Annotated in this window: 19 protein-coding genes; 8 read left to right on the top strand and 11 right to left on the bottom strand. The window is 42.8% G+C overall.

The features are described 5' to 3' along the window. The 6 genes from rpsK to radB all read right to left on the bottom strand — a co-directional run. Window positions 1–74, bottom strand: a 74-nt coding sequence (rpsK, locus tag Q0C15_RS05770) for a 30S ribosomal protein S11 (RefSeq protein ID WP_297217251.1), incomplete at its 3' end; no start/stop codon positions are given. After that, window positions 67–666 (bottom strand): 30S ribosomal protein S4, encoded by a 600-nt coding sequence (locus Q0C15_RS05765; RefSeq protein WP_297217244.1) that lies wholly within the window; start codon window positions 664–666, stop codon window positions 67–69. The genes Q0C15_RS05765 and rpsK, both read right to left, overlap by 8 nt. Before the next feature lie 10 nt (window positions 667–676). Continuing rightward, window positions 677–1192, bottom strand: a complete 516-nt coding sequence (locus tag Q0C15_RS05760) for a 30S ribosomal protein S13 (RefSeq protein WP_110641865.1) — start codon at window positions 1190–1192, stop codon at window positions 677–679. Between the two features lie 274 nt (window positions 1193–1466). Then, window positions 1467–2711, bottom strand: a complete 1245-nt coding sequence (locus Q0C15_RS05755; protein WP_297217242.1) for an MFS transporter — start codon at window positions 2709–2711, stop codon at window positions 1467–1469. A gap of 72 nt (window positions 2712–2783) precedes the next feature. Then, window positions 2784–3794, bottom strand: coding sequence for a flap endonuclease-1 (gene fen, locus Q0C15_RS05750; RefSeq protein WP_297217239.1), 1011 nt, complete (start codon window positions 3792–3794; stop codon window positions 2784–2786). 3 nt (window positions 3795–3797) lie between these two features. Continuing rightward, on the bottom strand, window positions 3798–4487 hold the full coding sequence (gene radB, locus Q0C15_RS05745; protein ID WP_297217237.1) for a DNA repair and recombination protein RadB: 690 nt from the start codon (window positions 4485–4487) through the stop codon (window positions 3798–3800). Between the two features lie 133 nt (window positions 4488–4620). On the opposite strand from radB, the gene Q0C15_RS05740 reads away from it, so the two are divergent. Both Q0C15_RS05740 and priL read left to right on the top strand, forming a co-directional pair. After that, a complete protein-coding gene (locus Q0C15_RS05740) occupies window positions 4621–5703 on the top strand; it encodes an aminopeptidase P family protein (protein WP_297217236.1) in 1083 nt (360 codons plus the stop codon). Then, window positions 5700–6716 carry a DNA primase regulatory subunit PriL gene (gene priL / locus Q0C15_RS05735; RefSeq protein ID WP_297217234.1) on the top strand — a complete coding sequence of 339 codons (1017 nt, stop codon included), beginning with the start codon at window positions 5700–5702 and terminating at the stop codon, window positions 6714–6716. The genes Q0C15_RS05740 and priL overlap by 4 nt, the downstream gene beginning before the upstream one ends. Before the next feature lie 4 nt (window positions 6717–6720). Here priL and Q0C15_RS05730 read toward each other — a convergent pair whose 3' ends face one another. Together Q0C15_RS05730 and Q0C15_RS05725 are read right to left on the bottom strand one after the other, a co-directional pair. Then, complete coding sequence (locus Q0C15_RS05730) at window positions 6721–6972, bottom strand: signal recognition particle subunit SRP19/SEC65 family protein (RefSeq protein WP_297217232.1); 252 nt, start codon at window positions 6970–6972, stop codon at window positions 6721–6723. Between the two features lies 1 nt (window position 6973). Next, window positions 6974–7357: a 30S ribosomal protein S8e gene (locus tag Q0C15_RS05725; RefSeq protein WP_297217230.1), complete on the bottom strand. Its 384-nt coding sequence runs from the start codon at window positions 7355–7357 to the stop codon at window positions 6974–6976. Between the two features lie 261 nt (window positions 7358–7618). Between Q0C15_RS05725 and Q0C15_RS05720 the strand changes: the two genes are divergently transcribed. Next, entirely contained in the window at window positions 7619–7972 is a 354-nt protein-coding gene (locus tag Q0C15_RS05720; RefSeq protein WP_297217228.1) for a NifB/NifX family molybdenum-iron cluster-binding protein, read from the top strand. On the opposite strand, the gene Q0C15_RS05715 is transcribed toward Q0C15_RS05720, so the two are convergent. The 3 genes from Q0C15_RS05715 to purS all read right to left on the bottom strand — a co-directional run bounded on the left by Q0C15_RS05715 (window position 7966) and on the right by purS (window position 11118). Further along, window positions 7966–8679: a DNA replication complex GINS family protein gene (locus Q0C15_RS05715; protein ID WP_297217226.1), complete on the bottom strand. Its 714-nt coding sequence runs from the start codon at window positions 8677–8679 to the stop codon at window positions 7966–7968. The genes Q0C15_RS05720 and Q0C15_RS05715 overlap by 7 nt on opposite strands. Before the next feature lie 393 nt (window positions 8680–9072). Beyond that, on the bottom strand, window positions 9073–10797 hold the full coding sequence (locus Q0C15_RS05710; protein ID WP_297217225.1) for a DUF2070 family protein: 1725 nt from the start codon (window positions 10795–10797) through the stop codon (window positions 9073–9075). Window positions 10798–10881: 84 nt separating this feature from the next. After that, entirely contained in the window at window positions 10882–11118 is a 237-nt protein-coding gene (purS, locus tag Q0C15_RS05705) for a phosphoribosylformylglycinamidine synthase subunit PurS (protein WP_297217222.1), read from the bottom strand. Between the two features lie 424 nt (window positions 11119–11542). Here purS and Q0C15_RS05700 point away from each other — a divergent pair, with 424 nt between their 5' ends. The 5 genes from Q0C15_RS05700 to Q0C15_RS05680 all read left to right on the top strand — a co-directional run bounded on the left by Q0C15_RS05700 (window position 11543) and on the right by Q0C15_RS05680 (window position 16556). After that, window positions 11543–13885, top strand: a complete 2343-nt coding sequence (locus Q0C15_RS05700; RefSeq protein ID WP_297217220.1) for a plasma-membrane proton-efflux P-type ATPase — start codon at window positions 11543–11545, stop codon at window positions 13883–13885. Window positions 13886–14237: 352 nt separating this feature from the next. Beyond that, window positions 14238–14579, top strand: a complete 342-nt coding sequence (locus tag Q0C15_RS05695; protein WP_297217218.1) for a tRNA-binding protein — start codon at window positions 14238–14240, stop codon at window positions 14577–14579. An 18-nt stretch (window positions 14580–14597) separates the two neighbouring features. Then, complete coding sequence (locus tag Q0C15_RS05690; RefSeq protein ID WP_297217216.1) at window positions 14598–15551, top strand: alpha/beta hydrolase-fold protein; 954 nt, start codon at window positions 14598–14600, stop codon at window positions 15549–15551. A 40-nt stretch (window positions 15552–15591) separates the two neighbouring features. Then, window positions 15592–15780, top strand: a complete 189-nt coding sequence (locus tag Q0C15_RS05685) for a hypothetical protein (protein WP_297217215.1) — start codon at window positions 15592–15594, stop codon at window positions 15778–15780. Between the two features lie 11 nt (window positions 15781–15791). Further along, a complete protein-coding gene (locus Q0C15_RS05680; RefSeq protein ID WP_297217213.1) occupies window positions 15792–16556 on the top strand; it encodes a glycosyltransferase in 765 nt (254 codons plus the stop codon). The last annotated feature ends 154 nt before the right edge of the window (window positions 16557–16710 follow it).

The following is a 16710-nucleotide window of genomic DNA, read 5'->3' as shown; positions in this document are numbered from 1 at the left end:
CCGGTCGGATCTGTGACGTGTATTATCGTGTTGTTCTGAGATGCATAAATGTGAGCAATGCCTGTCTTATTCATTTACATCACCTTCCTCAGAGGATTCTTCACTGGTTTCCTTTATCTCAGCAGATCTCTGCGCAGGTGCAAGGAGGGCCTGCCTTATGGGATGCAGCTCGTTCGCAAGAGGCGAATTCTCTTCGAATGTTATTGCATCCTCGTCCTTGGCTTCCACCAGCATTCCGGGGACAGTGACACGCCTGCCTGCCACCGATATATGGCCATGGGTTATCAACTGCCTCGCCTGCCTAACGCTTATGGCAAGGTTCTTTCTGAAAACTATAGTCTGCAGGCGTCTGTCCAGGATATTCTCCACGGTCAGCGAAAGGACGTCATCAAGGTTCGCATTCTCGCTCAGAAGCTTGTATCTGCTCAGCCTCTTTATCATCCTCTCAAGCTGCTTCTGTGCATTGACATCGTTTGTTCTTAGTCTGGCTCTCAGATATCTTGCCTGCGATCTGATCGATGACAGGAGAGCCTCACTTCTCCATATCTCCTTTTTGTTCTTCAGCCCATATTTAACAACTATCTTATTCTCCTCATCTATTCTCTCCTTCTCCCAAGGATGGCGAGGAGTCGAATACTTCTTATGATGGAATTTAGGATCTCCCATTTTATCTACCTCATTCTTTCTTCCTGACAACACCTATACTGAGACCTTTTCTACCGTTAGACCTTGTCCTCTGGCCCCTGACCTTTTTACCCTTTTCGTGTCTTATTCCTTTGTATGATCTTATTTTCTTCATCAGGTTTATATCTTCCTGAACCTGAATCTCAAGATCCGTTGAAACTAGATTGAAATTTTTGCCCGTAATGGGCTCCCTTCTGTGGTTGAGAAGCCACTCAGGAAGATCATATTCCTTAGCCTCAACGTACTCACGGAGTTTTTCGAGCTGTTCTTCCTTCAGTTCTCCAATCTTCTTATCGATTGGTAGATCCAAACGTTCCGCTATAACATAACCTAGTCTTTCCCCTATACCCTTCAGATCTGAAAGAGCCAGTGGCAGAAGACGCTCACCGTTCAGATCCTTGTTTGCTATACGTACTATGTACTGGAAATCCTTATTTTCCTTTTTTTCCGGTTGATTCTTGCCGGACTCTTGATTAACCTTAACATTATTTGCAGATCCCTTTGCCATTAGATCATCCTGTCCGTTCGATATATTTTTTCGTCATATAAACATTATCAAATGAATCAACCCCAGCTAGAGCTTTTGATCTCCTATCCAGTAGGCTGTCCTTATCAAGGAGTCAGCGTGTTGACCGAGCGAATAAAGAGACGAAATCAATGAATATCGCATTACATTGTCCGAATGCGATCTGGCTGATCTTAACGTTCCATCGCCCCGATCTAGGGGCGCTATATTTTTTGATTCGTAGGAATAATTTGATACCCACATGGGAAAAAGGTTTTCATGAGGTTGATGCTTTCATCCTTGCTGCGGAACGCTTATTGGGTATCAGTGGAAATAGGATCAGGGAAACTGCTCCAAATATGGTCATAATCCACATGGCGTCAATCAGAGTCGTGTGGACATATAGCAGAATAGATATTATGGCTATCCCAATACCTCCACCGACTGTGTTGCCGATACCCCATACCATCCCTCCAGCGGTTGTTGAGATCTCGCGCGGGACGATCTGATTGACGTATCCCATAAGAACTGGAAAACCTGAAAAGGCTGTAAAAACGTAGAGCGCATAAGTTATGGTGTTCAATACGGGATCAGTGCCAGCAAACATGAAGAAGATGAAGAAAAGTGTTGAAAGGCCGGTGGTCAATCCTATAGTAAACTTTCCTCCGTGTTTCTGGGTCAATCTCCCGAAATATGGTTGCCCTGCTACGGCTGTCAGAAAGCTTACGGTCAAGATGATGCTCATCATGGTCTCCGATCTGACACGATCCAGCACAAACTGGGAAATGTATGTAGTGGTACCGGTGAGAAACATAGACCTTATGAAGACCATCGCAACGATTATGGCCAGCACGCCCGAGTATCTGGAAAGTGTTTCACGATTCCTTGAGGAACTTGCTGATCTTGAGATTGCCGGTATCTCATGCTCTCTTATGAATGAGAGGCCACTGTAGATTATTATGCCGGCGATTATCATGTACGAGCCAAGTATAATCAAAGCGTATTTTTCACCAACGAGAATTATCAAAGGAACGAGTATGACAGGCAGGGCCGATCTGCCTATGCTTCCAAATGCACCGTTTATGCCCAGAGCCGAGGCAGAAGAATTTCCATAGGTGAGGTTTAGAACAGAACTACCAAGTGGATGGTAGAAGGCTTGACCAAATCCAAAGAGAATCGATGCCACTATCATCACAGGGAGTGCTAAACTAGCCGAAACGAATGACAGCGCAAAAAGGTACACTGAGATCCCAAGTATCAGAAATCCAGATAATAGCAGAAATCTATATCTTTGCGTCTTATCTGCATATCTGCCGATCGGAGTGCTAAGGAGACCGCTTATTATACTGTAAATAATAGCCACCGCACCAAGAACAGCTAGGCTTATTCCAAAGTCAGAGTGGTAGTATGTTATCAGAATGGAGAAAAGAAGTATATTGAAGTCATTCGTGAAATGCCCAAGCGATGTAAAGACCAGAGATCTGATCTTAGCAGACTGTGTGAAATTTACACTTGCTTCCAATTAAACACCTCTTATCGATAAGTCATTTACCTATATAAACATTTGCAAAAATATAATTTATTTAGCATTATGCTAATCAAAACTATCCAGCTTCGATTGCGTGGATACCTGATAATTTTTTTTCAGCGTCTCAAGGTGATCCTTTATTCTATCCCTTGAAAAATCGTGTTCATCGCACAGGAAGTGTTCTACACCGTCTGCATCCAGCTGCCCAAACTTGAAGTCAACATCGATCACTGGGGGGTTTCTGAAGAAATCCTCGATCTCGTCGAGATTCTCGATCTCCTTACCCAGACGTCTCAATACATTCCTTATGTTCCCCTCCTTCTTTATGAGTACAAGCGCCTTTTTGGCCCCTATACCCTTTATCCCTTCGTTGAAGTCCGTACCAACCAGTATGCCTATATCAATCAGCTGATCATGATTGATCTGATTTACCGTTAGCGTTTCATCCAGCAGTATATACTCTGGATATATCGTCCTGTAAACGTTCTTTCTTGGAACCTTCCTTCTACCATAGATCGCGAAGTTTCTCAGGATCTTCTTCGCGCCGAACAGCAAACAGTCGTAATCCTGCGAAATTACACCGTCAACGTTCTTTTTTGTCATGTACGATGCCTGGGCCTCACCTTCAGATGGCGCATCAACATATGGGATTCCCATATAGCCAAGAAGCTTCTTCGTATCATCAACTATCTGTGGTGTTATATAATTTATGCGGGAGTAATACTGTCTTAGGTTCTCTTCGCCTCTCTCTATAGCCTCCTCAAGCTCAACTTTGGCCTTCTCCTTCATCAACTGCCTCTCGCTGAGCGTTCTATTCTTTAAGGGACTTGGTTTTCCATCAAATACGTATACCGGCTTGATCTTGTTTTCTATGAGATTGACCGTACGATAAAAAATTCCATACAGATGCGATGTCACATTGCCATGCGAATCCATAAGAGGCATTCCATCAAACTGCCTCACATTGCTGAGCAGTTGGTACAGTATATTGTACGTATCTATGGAGAATATCTGGTTCGCCTGATCCTTGAGCGATGTGTCATGACTAACAACTATATCGGATATATCAGTTCCCATACCTCACACCTCGCAGGTCAGCCCATCATCCGTTATCCTGAAAAATGCTGATAGGCCCTCCTTCACGGATCGATGTTTTGTTATGCTTATCTTTCTTCGGCCGTCAGGCAGCTTTTCAACCTTGAGAATCGCCTTCATGGCATGATCGACGAGAAATCCACCAAATGGCTGTAGCGTTCCATTATCTATATCTTGATATATCTGGTTTGTTATTAGAACAGGTATGTTTCTCTTCGCTGCCAATGATGACAATAACGATAGTTGCCTCTGAAACTCCACTATTCTGGACTGCCTGTCGTCGCTGCGTTCCAGCCGGAAGAACTCTGAAAATGAATCTAGAATTATTAGACCTATCTTCTGATCTTTATCGGCCATCTTTGACGCCTTCATTATGGCAACTTCCTGATCGTCCAGAGAATAAACTCTGAAGAGTTTGAATCTCGATATGTCTGAATGGCAGACTGCAAGGAACCTCTCTGGCGATAGGCCCTCTGAATCAATATACACAACCTTCAGCCCCTGACTGAGTGCCGAGCATGAAGCCACCATGCATATGTTTGTCTTACCGGATCCTCCTTCTCCAAAGACCTCTGTAATTATGCCACCCTCCAATCCTCCGTTCAGAATTGCATCTATACAGTTGATTCCAGTGGTCAGGCGTCTTATTCCTTGTTCAAGCGAAACTTCATCCATTACAAAGTAAATATCTCCATAAAGTATATTTTCATTTCCATGATAAGCGCTAATTTAATGCTCATTTACTGAATTCTTTCTCTATAAGATGATCGATTGCAAAGAGTTATATCCACAGGTAAAATCTTGCAATATGGATGTGAAGAGAATTTTCGAATACGCCAGAGAGGTTGACACAGTTCTCATATACAACGCCTCGGAGAGCGCTAGAGATCCGACGTTCACCTATGTCACGCAGACGACAAATGGAATTTTTGAAGGATCTGCACTGATAGTTGGAAAGAATGGCACAACTATCGTTACATCCCAGCTTGAAGAGCAGGCGGCAAGGGCAACTGGTCTTGATGTCAGGATATTCAGGAACTCCACCGAATTCCAGAATATACTGAGAGAGATTTTGAAGGACGTCAATACCGTTGGCCTCAACTATTCATCACTCTCACTTGCATCATATAAGATGCTGCTCAGGATAGTACCAGATAAGGAATTCCTCGATGTATCGGCAAGTATCCTTGAAGCCAGAAAGATAAAGCAACCTGAGGAGCTGAGCAAGATAAGGGAGGCTGCCAAGATAGGCAGTGAGGTTCTGCCTGACGTTCTAGACAGCCTCAAGGAAGGCATGACAGAGTATGAGGTTGCTTCCAAGATAGTCTATCTTATGATGAAAAATGGGGCTTCAGGACCATCCTTTGATACAATCGTGGCATTTGGAAAGAATGCTGCAATGCCGCATTATTCGCCCGGTCAGGCCAAACTCAAGAAGGGAGATTTTGTGCTGATGGATTATGGAGCCAGATACATGGGATACTGTTCAGATATAACCAGAACGGTCGTGTTCGGAAAGGCCAGCCAGGAACAGGCGGAGATGTATAATATAGTAAAGGAAGCTCAGATGGCTGGAATGAAGAGCATAAAAGATGGGGCGAACGGAAGGGACGTTGACGGTGCAGCGAGGAAAGTTATAGATTCAACCAAATTCAAGGGAAGATTCATACACTCTCTTGGCCATGGAGTTGGGCTTGAGGTGCATGATCATCCAGCACTTTCTCCAAGCATGGATTTTCCGCTCAAGGCAAACATGGTCGTCACCGTCGAACCTGGAATATACGTCCCGGAATTTGGTGGTGTAAGAATAGAGGATGATGTAATAGTTACAAAGGACGGCTATGAGCGGATTACCAGCGCACCTACCTATGACCTCATAGAAGTATCATGATATTTCCAGACAGAAAAACGATACTGAACAGAGATTTAATAGAGGGCATCGCCACCGCCTCAATTAGTGGCGAGGCCCAAAGAGACCGTGAGTACGCTGCAATAAAAAGAAGCACGCTTGCCTTCATAGAAGGCGCAATACGTGGAGATAAGTCTGCTTACATCTCTGAGATTGAAGAGCTTGCATTCATGACCTGGATACTGGCCGCTCTAAACGAAAATATAGTGACGGCAAGAGCAATAATAAGAGCGCGCGACATCATTGAAAGACAGCTCGCAAATGCACAGCATAATGAAGATCTGGAAGAGTTCGCAAGGAGGCTCAGCATCGATATCTCTGTTGAGGGCAACATACTTACGAAGGATCATCTCTACAGAGTTCAGATCGACGACTTTGCAACATATGCGAGCAGAGTGACCGGATCTAGATATAGGCTTTCCAATCAGATTGTGAAAAACGGTTACGTATATATTCAGAATGAAGTTCTTGTCCGTATCCTAGAAGAGGCTTTTGTATCCTTTATGTTCAGTGTGATAGATGATATAGATGAAGAGGCCGCGATCGATGCCCTTAAACCAGTATCTGATGATCTAGCAAGGCTACGCGATGCATATAGGAAGGCACATAACAGAGGACTAATGGAAGGCAAGGGAAATATCGATATGTTTCCACCCTGCATGAAGGAGATAATTAAAAATCTTGATAGTGGAATAAATGTATCCCATATGGGAAGGCTGGCACTGGCCAGCTTCCTGCATAAGGTCGGATATTCTGAGGATGAGATAGTTCAGTACTTTAGAAATGCCCCTGACTTCGAAGAGAATATAACGAGGTATCAGATTAAACACCTATCAGGAGAGATCTCTGGAACGGAGTATACGCCACCAAAATGCGAAACAATGCGATCCAATCATCTGTGCTACATGGATGATGACCCTCTGTGCCACAGGGAATGGATGAAGCATCCTCTTACGTATTATGAGGTTAAAAGGAAAAACAGAAACATACGATAAAACGCTATAGCTTTTTCTCGATCAATTTCAATATAGAGGTTTTCTTCAAATTTGATTCCAGAACATACATCTTGGTTTTCTGCCAGGGAATTCTAGGATAGTAGCATTCCCTTATCTCGTATGATATACCGGCCTCATCCAGTATCTTGCGGAGGCGATCCTCGGAAAAATTAGCGAGGACCTTCTTAGAAAGCCGCCTTCCCTTGGATCTGGGTATGTCCTTGGAAAAATACTGGAGATATAGAGCGCACCTCATTTCACTTCAGAAGCTTAGCGTTAACAACGCCATCTTGGCCCGGCCTCGATGTTACAACAGCATCCCCTATCTCTGTCGCTATGACCGTACCTTTGTTTATGATGTTTCTCTGAACATAATGGCTGTTTGCGGGGTTGGCTTTAACCGTCACTATCTTGACGCGCTTTATCTTCTTCTCTGACGCATCGTATACATTTGCAGTCTCAGCTGTGAACAGTATCACCTTGCTGTTACCGCCCATTGTTCTGATTACCTTACGCTCGGTCTTACTGCCAAGCTTTGTTAAAGTGGGCTCTCTACCGAGTTCAAATCTCCTCTTCTTTCTTGACTGCTTCAAGCTTCCGCCAGTTGGTTTCTTTCCGGATTTACCCTGAAATATTGTCATACATTCACCCTCTACTATGAATTAATCAGCAGATATCTTCCATATGATCAGGATTAAACCTGACGATACAGTTATTTGCTAACGCTTATTGTAATTCACTTTATCAATTTTTCCGATCGGACATCAAGAACACACCAAGTCAAGGGCGGATCACATCTAGAGTGGCCATAATATCTTAGCAGTAACCCTGGGATTTCATATTTACGACAAATTAATATCGAAATATCGATTAATTTTTATAGGTAAGTGGCATACCTATCTATGAAATTCGCTGTAGCAGTTTCTGGAAACAAAGTGAATGGGCCAGGGGAATCGGAAGAAATACAGATATATCAGGTAAACGATGGCAAATTTGAACTTGTCGAGAAATATGCCAATCCGGCTCTTGAAGCGTCTGGCGCAAGAGGCATACAGATGATACGATCAGCAGTGGATCATGGGGTGGATGCATTGGTGCTAAGCGAAATCGGATCTCCCGGATTCAATTACGTCAAAAATAGGATGAAAATATATATCGTACCGGAGATCCCAGTAAATGAAGCACTGAAGATGATACTGGATGGTCAGGTAAAACCTGCCAGTGCTGCGACGCATGAACACGGCCACCATCACTGATCCATTTTTTCAAGAGGTATGGCCGCGTTTCTCTTTATGAGTATTGTAGCAAGATCAGATGGGATATGAACCAGATCGTTGTTGTGCAACGAATAGTTCCTATCTGACTGAGCTATTGGAGGAAGATCCTCTGTTATCATAACAAGAATGTATCTCTTCTCCTCATTTTTATCCTCAGTGGCCGATGGAGTTGGAGTCTCTATAGCCTCTTCGGAACTCTTCTTTTCCTGTACTATTTCTTCTTTCGCGATCTCTGCACGTTCTGAATCCTCGGCCTCTTTTTCCGGAATAACCACAGTTTGAGCCTTTTCCTCCTTATGTTCTTCACGCTTTGGAATAAAACTCTCAAATTCCTCCATAATAATATTGTGTATTTTTTCTATGAATTCCCTTTCTTCTTCAGTGAGCGGAGAAAGCGTCTCTCCACCTATATCGTATATTGCCTTGGCTACTATTTTTTCGAATCTCCTCTGAAAAAGGCTTTTGAAGTCCCTCTTTATGGTCTGTATCCTATTGTTGACTGTGAGATAATTTTCTATATCCTGGTTTTGAAAATATTCGGCAGCTTCAGCCTGCAGATCCGATAATGCCAGACGTACCCTGCGGTATATATCCGGATCGATCTCTATTATCTTCCGATGACTCTGCTCAGCATATATCGCTGTACGTATGTCTGATATGAGCTTATCTATGTCTGCAGGTTTCATTAACTCCCTATCGTTCTTATATGCACTTTATGCTAATGTGATTTTCTCTATCGTTGATATGATTCTAAAAAATGAATTGGACATAACCGTATCGTGCCGGAGAAAAATTATCGATAAAACTGGATTCTACGCCTATAGGAATACCATGATCTAGGATACAAGCTTATAGCCAAAGCTGGAAGTTTGAGGAAACATTAAAAATCTTCCTTTTGACAAGATATACCTAGAATTATCCATTAGATGTATCTATAAACAATCTTTCCATGTTCTTTTTGTATCCTCCACTATATTGGATCTCTCCGGAATCTATCCTTAGAGGCAGGCGCATCATTGCTGAAATGAAAGGTCGAAGATTAAGACTAAGGAGCAGCTCACATCTTCCAATGAAGGCGATTAGATGAACCTGAATATGAGAAAAGTTGTGGCTATGGACGTAGGTATCGTATATATGGCTGTAAACTTAGCCGTGCGTACTGCCGAAAATACCGTGGATATGAGCGACTGAAAATTGTTCTTTTCGCCCATCTTAACCGTCGTAAATTCAGTAGCCATGCCTATGAGAACAGGTTCAACGTCGTTCTTCGCCCTTTTGACAGCCTCGACTATCAGATCTGATATCCTTTCCAGATCGCCTTTCGAACCCAATGGAAACACATCAAGAACGCTTGCATTCACATAATGGTTATCTGTTGTATAGATCTCTACACCTGCGACGATGCCAGAAAGCTTAGATCTGACCTTCTCTATGAGTTCAGTTGTTATATTGTTGGAGTCGGTAAGCACCACAGCATCATATCTGTCTCCAGTCTGAAAGACCGTTGCCTGTATGCCCATGGACGCAAGACCGGGTATATCCTCATATATCCTCGAATATCCAACTCTAGCTTCATATTTGGGTTCATCTCTTTTGAATTCTCTTTCGAATGCCTTAATGGTGGTGGAACAGTTTTTAAGCTCGGGGGCCTTTTTGGTAAAATTGTTCTGCGCATCTATTACGGTAAAGTCCTTAGCACCGATCTTTTTCATATGCGCAATGATCTTAAGACCCTCTTCAAGCGCTACATCATCAAAGGGAGTTTTTTCAGGGACTATCGCTCCAAAGGCAAAATTACCAAATCTCTCTATGAAAATTACATATTTGCCAGCAACTACCTTTCTTGGCCTGGACATCTTATCAGTGAATACAAGCTTATTGTGAGCATGTCGAACCGCTTCCGCAATATTGTCTATATCCTGATCCCCCCTGCAGTTATTGTCATTGCTAGTTGTGGTATGAAACACCATCAGATCGTTTAGCTCTGGAAGCCTCATGCTCAGACGCTCAGGAAGGTTACTGCTACCAAGTGTTCCAAATGGACCCGGGTGAATGTAAGGAAAGATCATGCTCACCTTGATCGTTCCATCTCTCCTTCTTATCTCTATAAGCTTGACAGGGATCTTTCGCTCATGACTGTATATTCTGTCAAAGAAATGCTTAACAGAGATGTTAGACTCAAGACGCTTACCTGAATTCAGGAAAAATTCGAGGATCTTTGAGGGGGATGATCTGTATTTCTTCACAAATTTAGATGTCGACCTTTTAACAAGGAAATATGCTGCGACTGCATAAATCAACGAAGATATGATAAAAGGTACGATAAGGATATACTGTGATCTGAACAACACGAGGAATATGATCAATGCCGAATAAACATAATTCATAGAGGGTACCAGATCTCTGATCCCGTCTGCAGGATAAAAAACGTAGAATATCAGGAATCTGAACAATGTGGTTGAAGATATTGCAAGTAGAAGTGACGCATCATAGGAACTGAAGGCGTGTGAAATTAAGAGTATCCAGAAGAAAACATTCCATATGACCAGCGAGACAAAATTAAGGTATATACTTCTCCTTAATGGAAAGACAATCTTAGTCAATTTTGTGAAAAGCAGATCTAGAAGAATAGATATAAAGAAGGTACCAGGTACTATCAGCAATGTTATGACAAGGCTTTTTATAAAATAATAGTCAATTAAACCTATGACTATCAATGGAATTACGAAGTACTTCGGAGAGACAGATTTTTTGACAAATACCGATAGATCGTCTATGCTTCTCTGCTTTTGGGCTAACAACATATCTGTAATATAGAGAAGTATTTCTTTTTTATGCGTTATATTGAAATTTATGTTAAAAATTTATGTTATTAAACTTTTAACAATTTATGCAATTGACCCGTCGACCACATCTATGCTATATGTATGTATGACTGGGTTTGCCAGTATCTTCTTCGTTACTTCTGAAACCTCTGACTCATCAGTTGCCTCAATGTAGTAAACCTTTGATGTCTTAATATCCTTTATTCCCTTGTATCCGAGTATATTGAAATTCTTGAGTATAGTAACGGCTTCTGGATCTTCAACACCTTCCTTATACCTTATTTCAACGCGGAATTTCATGATCCAGTATTTGATTGCTATTAAATATATTATGTTTGATCCGGAATGGCCGTTTCTTTGCCCTAAAATATTAGAAATTTCCGTGCTCAGCATTAGGATGACCGCTTTATGGCGTATCCATTTACCATGATTCTTTCCGTGTGAGCTACTCCTCATCTGAAGCTTCGGATCGCACCGATCCCACTCAAGTATCGTTCACTTAGCCATCGTGGATGATGCAAATGAATGTGGGAAGACAATCTATAAATATTTCCATTGGGAGAAATCCGTGCATCTCTTTACGAAGAAGGAGAATTACTGCTTCCCACAAACCCCCTATTTTCCTATAACTGCATGATAAAGGCCATATGACCTTTCTTCCGGGCGTAATCATCTTTTAGAAAACTTGACTTCCCTATAAATAGAATAATGATATTATGATGGTATGGGTGATGAAAAGGCCGACGTGGATAAGATCCTGAAAGAACTTGAGACAAACCAGTCTGGCCTGACAGAAGAGGAAGCACAGAAAAGGATCGATCAGTATGGTTACAATGAGATACAGGAAAAGAAGGAAAACAGAGCCATCAAATTTTTCAAAAAATTCTGGGCGCCTGTCCCATGGATGCTGGAAGCCACCATAGTTATAACAGCCTTACTTGGTAAATATCTCGATACTTACATAATTTTGTTTCTCCTCATTTTCAATGCATTCGTAGGATTTTTTCAGGAATCAAAAGCTGAAAATGCGGTGGAACTCCTTAAACAGAAGCTAAGGGTCAAGGCAAGAGTTGTCAGATCAGGAGACTGGAAGCAAATTGAAGCCAGAATTCTAGTGCCGGGAGATATTATAGACATAAGGCTAGGCGATGTGGTACCAGCTGATTCAGTCATAATATCTGGCAGTCTTGAAATTGATCAATCTGCACTAACGGGAGAAAGCGTAGCGGTTTCAAAGGATAGAGGGGATACTGCATACTCAGGATCCATAGTAAAACGCGGAGAAGCGTTGGCCGTGGTTGTGAAAACTGGATCTGCAACCTACTTTGGAAAGACCACCGATCTTATACAATCTGCTGGAACAAAATCACACATAGAATCACTCATATTTGGCATAGTCAGGGATCTGATAATACTGGATGTGATCCTTGTCCTGATAACCGCCGTGTACTCTTACTTTATTCATATACCGATACAGAATATAATCCCATTCATCCTCGTGCTTCTGATAGCCTCAATTCCCGTGGCACTTCCCGCAACATTCACGATAGCCATGGCTTATGGAGCTCTCGATATCTCTAAAAAGGGTGCCATAGTTACCAGACTGAGCGCAATAGAGGATGCTGCATCGATGGATGTTCTCTGTTCTGATAAGACGGGAACCATAACCAAGAATCATCTTACGGTCGCGGATCCTATAGCGCTCAATGCAGATGAAAAGGATCTCATCATGTATGCTGCATTTGCGTCTGAAGTTCAGAGTGATGACCCTATAGATAAGGCTATACTGGAATATGCAAAGGCCAGGGACATGATGCCTGATTTTTCCATCAGAACGGCCTTCACACCATTTGACCCATCTACAAAGCGAACCGAAGCTGTCGTCAAGGTAAATGGAAAGACGATGAAGGTTGCCAAGGGTGCGCCACAGATCATAAGCCAGCTGTGCAGCATGAAATACGATGATATAATGGACGACGTCGTGAATTTGGCAAAGCGTGGTTACAGAGTCATAGCTGTGGGTGCTGGAGAGGATAAGATGCACCTTGCTGGTTTGATACCGCTCTATGACCCGCCACGTGATGACTCAAAACAGCTTATATCGGATCTAAAGGATCTAGGCATCTCGGTTAAGATGGTAACCGGCGACAATGCACCCATAGCTGAAGAAATAGGCAAGCAAGTTGGCATTGAGGGAAAGACCTGCAATATCCATACTGATGGCAAATTTTCTGACGAATGCGCCATATATGCAGAGGTCTTTCCAGAGGATAAGTTCAAAATAGTGAAATCTTTGCAGGAAGAAGGTCATATAACTGGGATGACCGGCGACGGTGTAAATGATGCTCCCGCGTTGAGGCAGGCGGAGGTGGGTATAGCAGTCAGCAACGCTACGGATATTGCAAAGGCTTCAGCAAGCATAGTGCTCACTCATGAAGGTATATCTGATATAGTCGAGGCAGTCAGAGAGGGAAGGAGGATATTCCAGAGGATGCTGACGTACACGCTTAACAAGATCGTGAAAACCATACAGGTTGTGGTGTTTCTGACAGCATCATTCTTCGCTGTGCATTTCTTCGTCACCACTCCATTTGATATAATATTGCTGCTATTCGCCAACGATTTCGTAACCATGTCGATTGCGACTGATAATGTTAGATACTCGAATAAGCCGGAAAAATGGAATGTAAAGGCCATGGTTATCACATCCGGTCTTATAGCGGCCCTTCTCGTAGTCGAGGGTTTTATAATTCTATATACCGGTCTGTATCTCCATTTCTCAAAGAACATGATACATACGCTGATATTTGATATGCTGGTATTCAGCGGTCTGTTCAATGTTTTCATGGTCAGAGAGAGGGGACGCTTCTGGCACTCAAAGCCTTCACGATATCTGATGGTCTCAATACTTGGAGATATAATCGGAATCAGCCTGATATCCGCACTGGGTATCCTCGTTAGCAAAATACCCATATATTCCGTACTAATGGTTCTGGCGTTCGCATTCGTATGGATGGCATTCATTGACACGCTTAAGAACTACGTTTTCAGAATTTACGGTCTGTGATCATGCTATTCGTGAAACAATTGCATGGAGCCGACGTTGAATGGACGCTGACATCCGGAAATAAATACCTTGACTGGGCCTTTCGAAGTTCAAACTTTATATATTTTAATTTAGGGTGGAACTGTGCGAAATACCCATCTGTCAGAATGATTTATATCGGATATTTTGAAGATGTGAAAGATATTTCAGAACATACTTGCTATCAATCAGCGCTTTCCGTATGCGTATGTATAGATGGTGATAAATATTTAATTCATCATTCATTCATCTAACGTGGGAACTTAGGAGCTCAGATGCAGCATTAGATCCATTGAGATAGTATTGCTGCTGAACTGATTTGAAGGTGTTGATGATGGAGATCAAACCAAGGATAGACTATGAAACTTTTTCAAAGGTTGATATGCGCGTCGGTATAATAGAGGATGTCCAGGATTTTCCGGAAGCTAGAAAGCCAGCCTACAAGCTGCGCATCTTCTTTGGGGATGATATAGGATACAAAAATTCCTCAGCACAGATAACCAATTATTCTAAGCAAGAACTCGTTGGCATGAGAATCATCGCGGTTGTCAATTTTCCACCAAAACAGGTAGCAAATTTCAAGTCTGAAGTGCTTGTCCTGGGCGCGCTTACTAACAATGGTGTGAGACTAATACAGGCTGATGATCTCTCTCAACCCGGTGATAGAATAGCATGAGGTGATAGATTGATAAACATGCTCGAGGAAAAAATAACATCCGAAGTTCTATCGGGGAATCCACTTGGAGATCCGGTTACAAGGGATGTGAACATCATCGAGATAAATCCAAAACCGCGTTCTCCAGTTTTGATAGGTCTTGCTGGGTTCACCGGGTCTGGTAGAAGTTTCCTGAACAGATCGTTTACCGCACTGGATTTTATAAGCGCACTGAAGGACATAGAACAGAAGAGAATGGATCATGGTTTCATACTGGTCCTTCCAGATGTTATGACCGGACTCTACGGAAACCAGTATCTTAACTCAACAGCTGTTGGAGACTATGAGGATTACATTGTGAAGGAAATCGTTAGATTCGTAAGAGAAAGATATGGGGAAAGAGCAATGGCATTATTCGGAAAATCCTCAGGAGGTTTCGGATCCTACACACTTGCTGTGAGACACCCAGACATATTTTCTGGGTTCATAGATGTTTCAGGCGATTCATGTTTCGAGTATGAATACATTCCTGACTTTCCAGATGCCTATAAGGAGATACACAAATACGGCATATATCGCTGGTACGAAGAGATACACAGAAAACTCAGTCTCCAGAATCAGGACATAAAGGTTGCAAATATAGTTGCCATGTCCGCTTTTTACAGTCCGGATTCTGGCAGTCCCATGGGAATATCATTCCCGTTCGATCTCGAAACTGGCGAATTCAATGAGTCTATTTGGTCAAGATGGCTGCGGTTCGATCCAGCAAGAAATATAGATGAATATATGGATGTACTGAAGGACATGGCCATCTTTCTGCAGGCTGGCATTCGGGATGAATTTCATGCAGATATAGGAATCGGGGTGATGCACAGAAAGCTTGAAAGAGAAAATGTAGTGCATTTTTATGAGTTATATGACAGCGGGCATTTCGGCATTGATTACTTCTACCTTAAGTCCATGCCACTTCTGCTGGAACTGATCGAACAGTGAATGGAAAAAGCTTAATAACCATACAACACATTGCAATCAGATGGAGAAAACTTGTGAAGTTAAAGGCTGCACAAATCCGAGTTTCAAGACCGTGCCAGCAGAACTTGCCAGAAAGGTATTTTCCTTATCTGTCGATAAGACAAAGGTTCACCTGTGCAAGGAACATTATAAGGAATATAAGAAAAAGACCAAGGAAGACAGAAAGATAGATAGGGCCGACTGGATCTGATTGGATCGATCATGGTCAATTACGGTGCATCTATCGTTGTTACAGTTAAAGATGAAGGTAAGAATCTCAGGGATCTTCTAGAGAGCATAAATCGCAACGATTTTAGGCCTATGGAAACGATCATAGTTGACGATATGAGCACGGACGATACGGAGGAGATCGTTAAAGGATACGACTTCACCGTATATCGAAGGATAAGATGCTCTAGAGGTGAGGGAAGGAATATCGGATCGAAAATGGCCAGATACGATTTTCTCCTCTTCACGGATGGCGATGCCACGGTGTCTAAAGGCTGGATTTCTGGCATGACTTCTAGCCTGGCGGAGGGAAATGATGCAGTTATCGGCCTGACCAGGTATATCGGTAAGAGAAGGTACATGCAAGAACGCGTGAAAATATACATGAATGGTATCGAGGTGACCGCTCCTTCAGTCAATCTGGCGTACAGGAAGGAGAGATTCTTGCAGCTTGGAGGTTTCGATCCTGAATTTGTTACGGCAGAAGACATAGACCTGAATATAAGTGCGGTTGAAGCTGGATTCCGTTTCGCGACATGTGAAGGATGCATCGTCTATGCAAAGACGAGAGAAAATCTGCGGTCGTTCTTAAGGCAGGCGTACTGGAATGGATATGGAAGGTATCAGCTCGAGAGAAAACACCCCGGTGTTCTTAGGAAAACTGAGATAAGGATCGGTAAGAATTTCTTCGACGTTCTTCATATGGCTGCCGGTGCGACAGGATATCTTTCCGCTAAATTTGATTATAGGAAAAAATGATTCATCTCGCTCTAACCTGACAAATCTGAAAAGGCGGGAATGCGCGGAGTAAGCCCCCTTCTGTTCACCCTACGGGCTGGCAGCATTCGACTATTCGTCTTACCCGATCCTTGCGGCGGGCTCACAGGATCCGTTTAGACTTTCTCCATCCGGG

Source organism: Thermoplasma sp. (assembly GCF_023256435.1).
In the GTDB taxonomy this organism is placed as follows: Archaea; Thermoplasmatota; Thermoplasmata; order Thermoplasmatales; family Thermoplasmataceae; genus Thermoplasma.
Note: the sequence above shows the minus strand (reverse complement) of the source record. Positions and strands in the feature narration are given on the sequence as shown.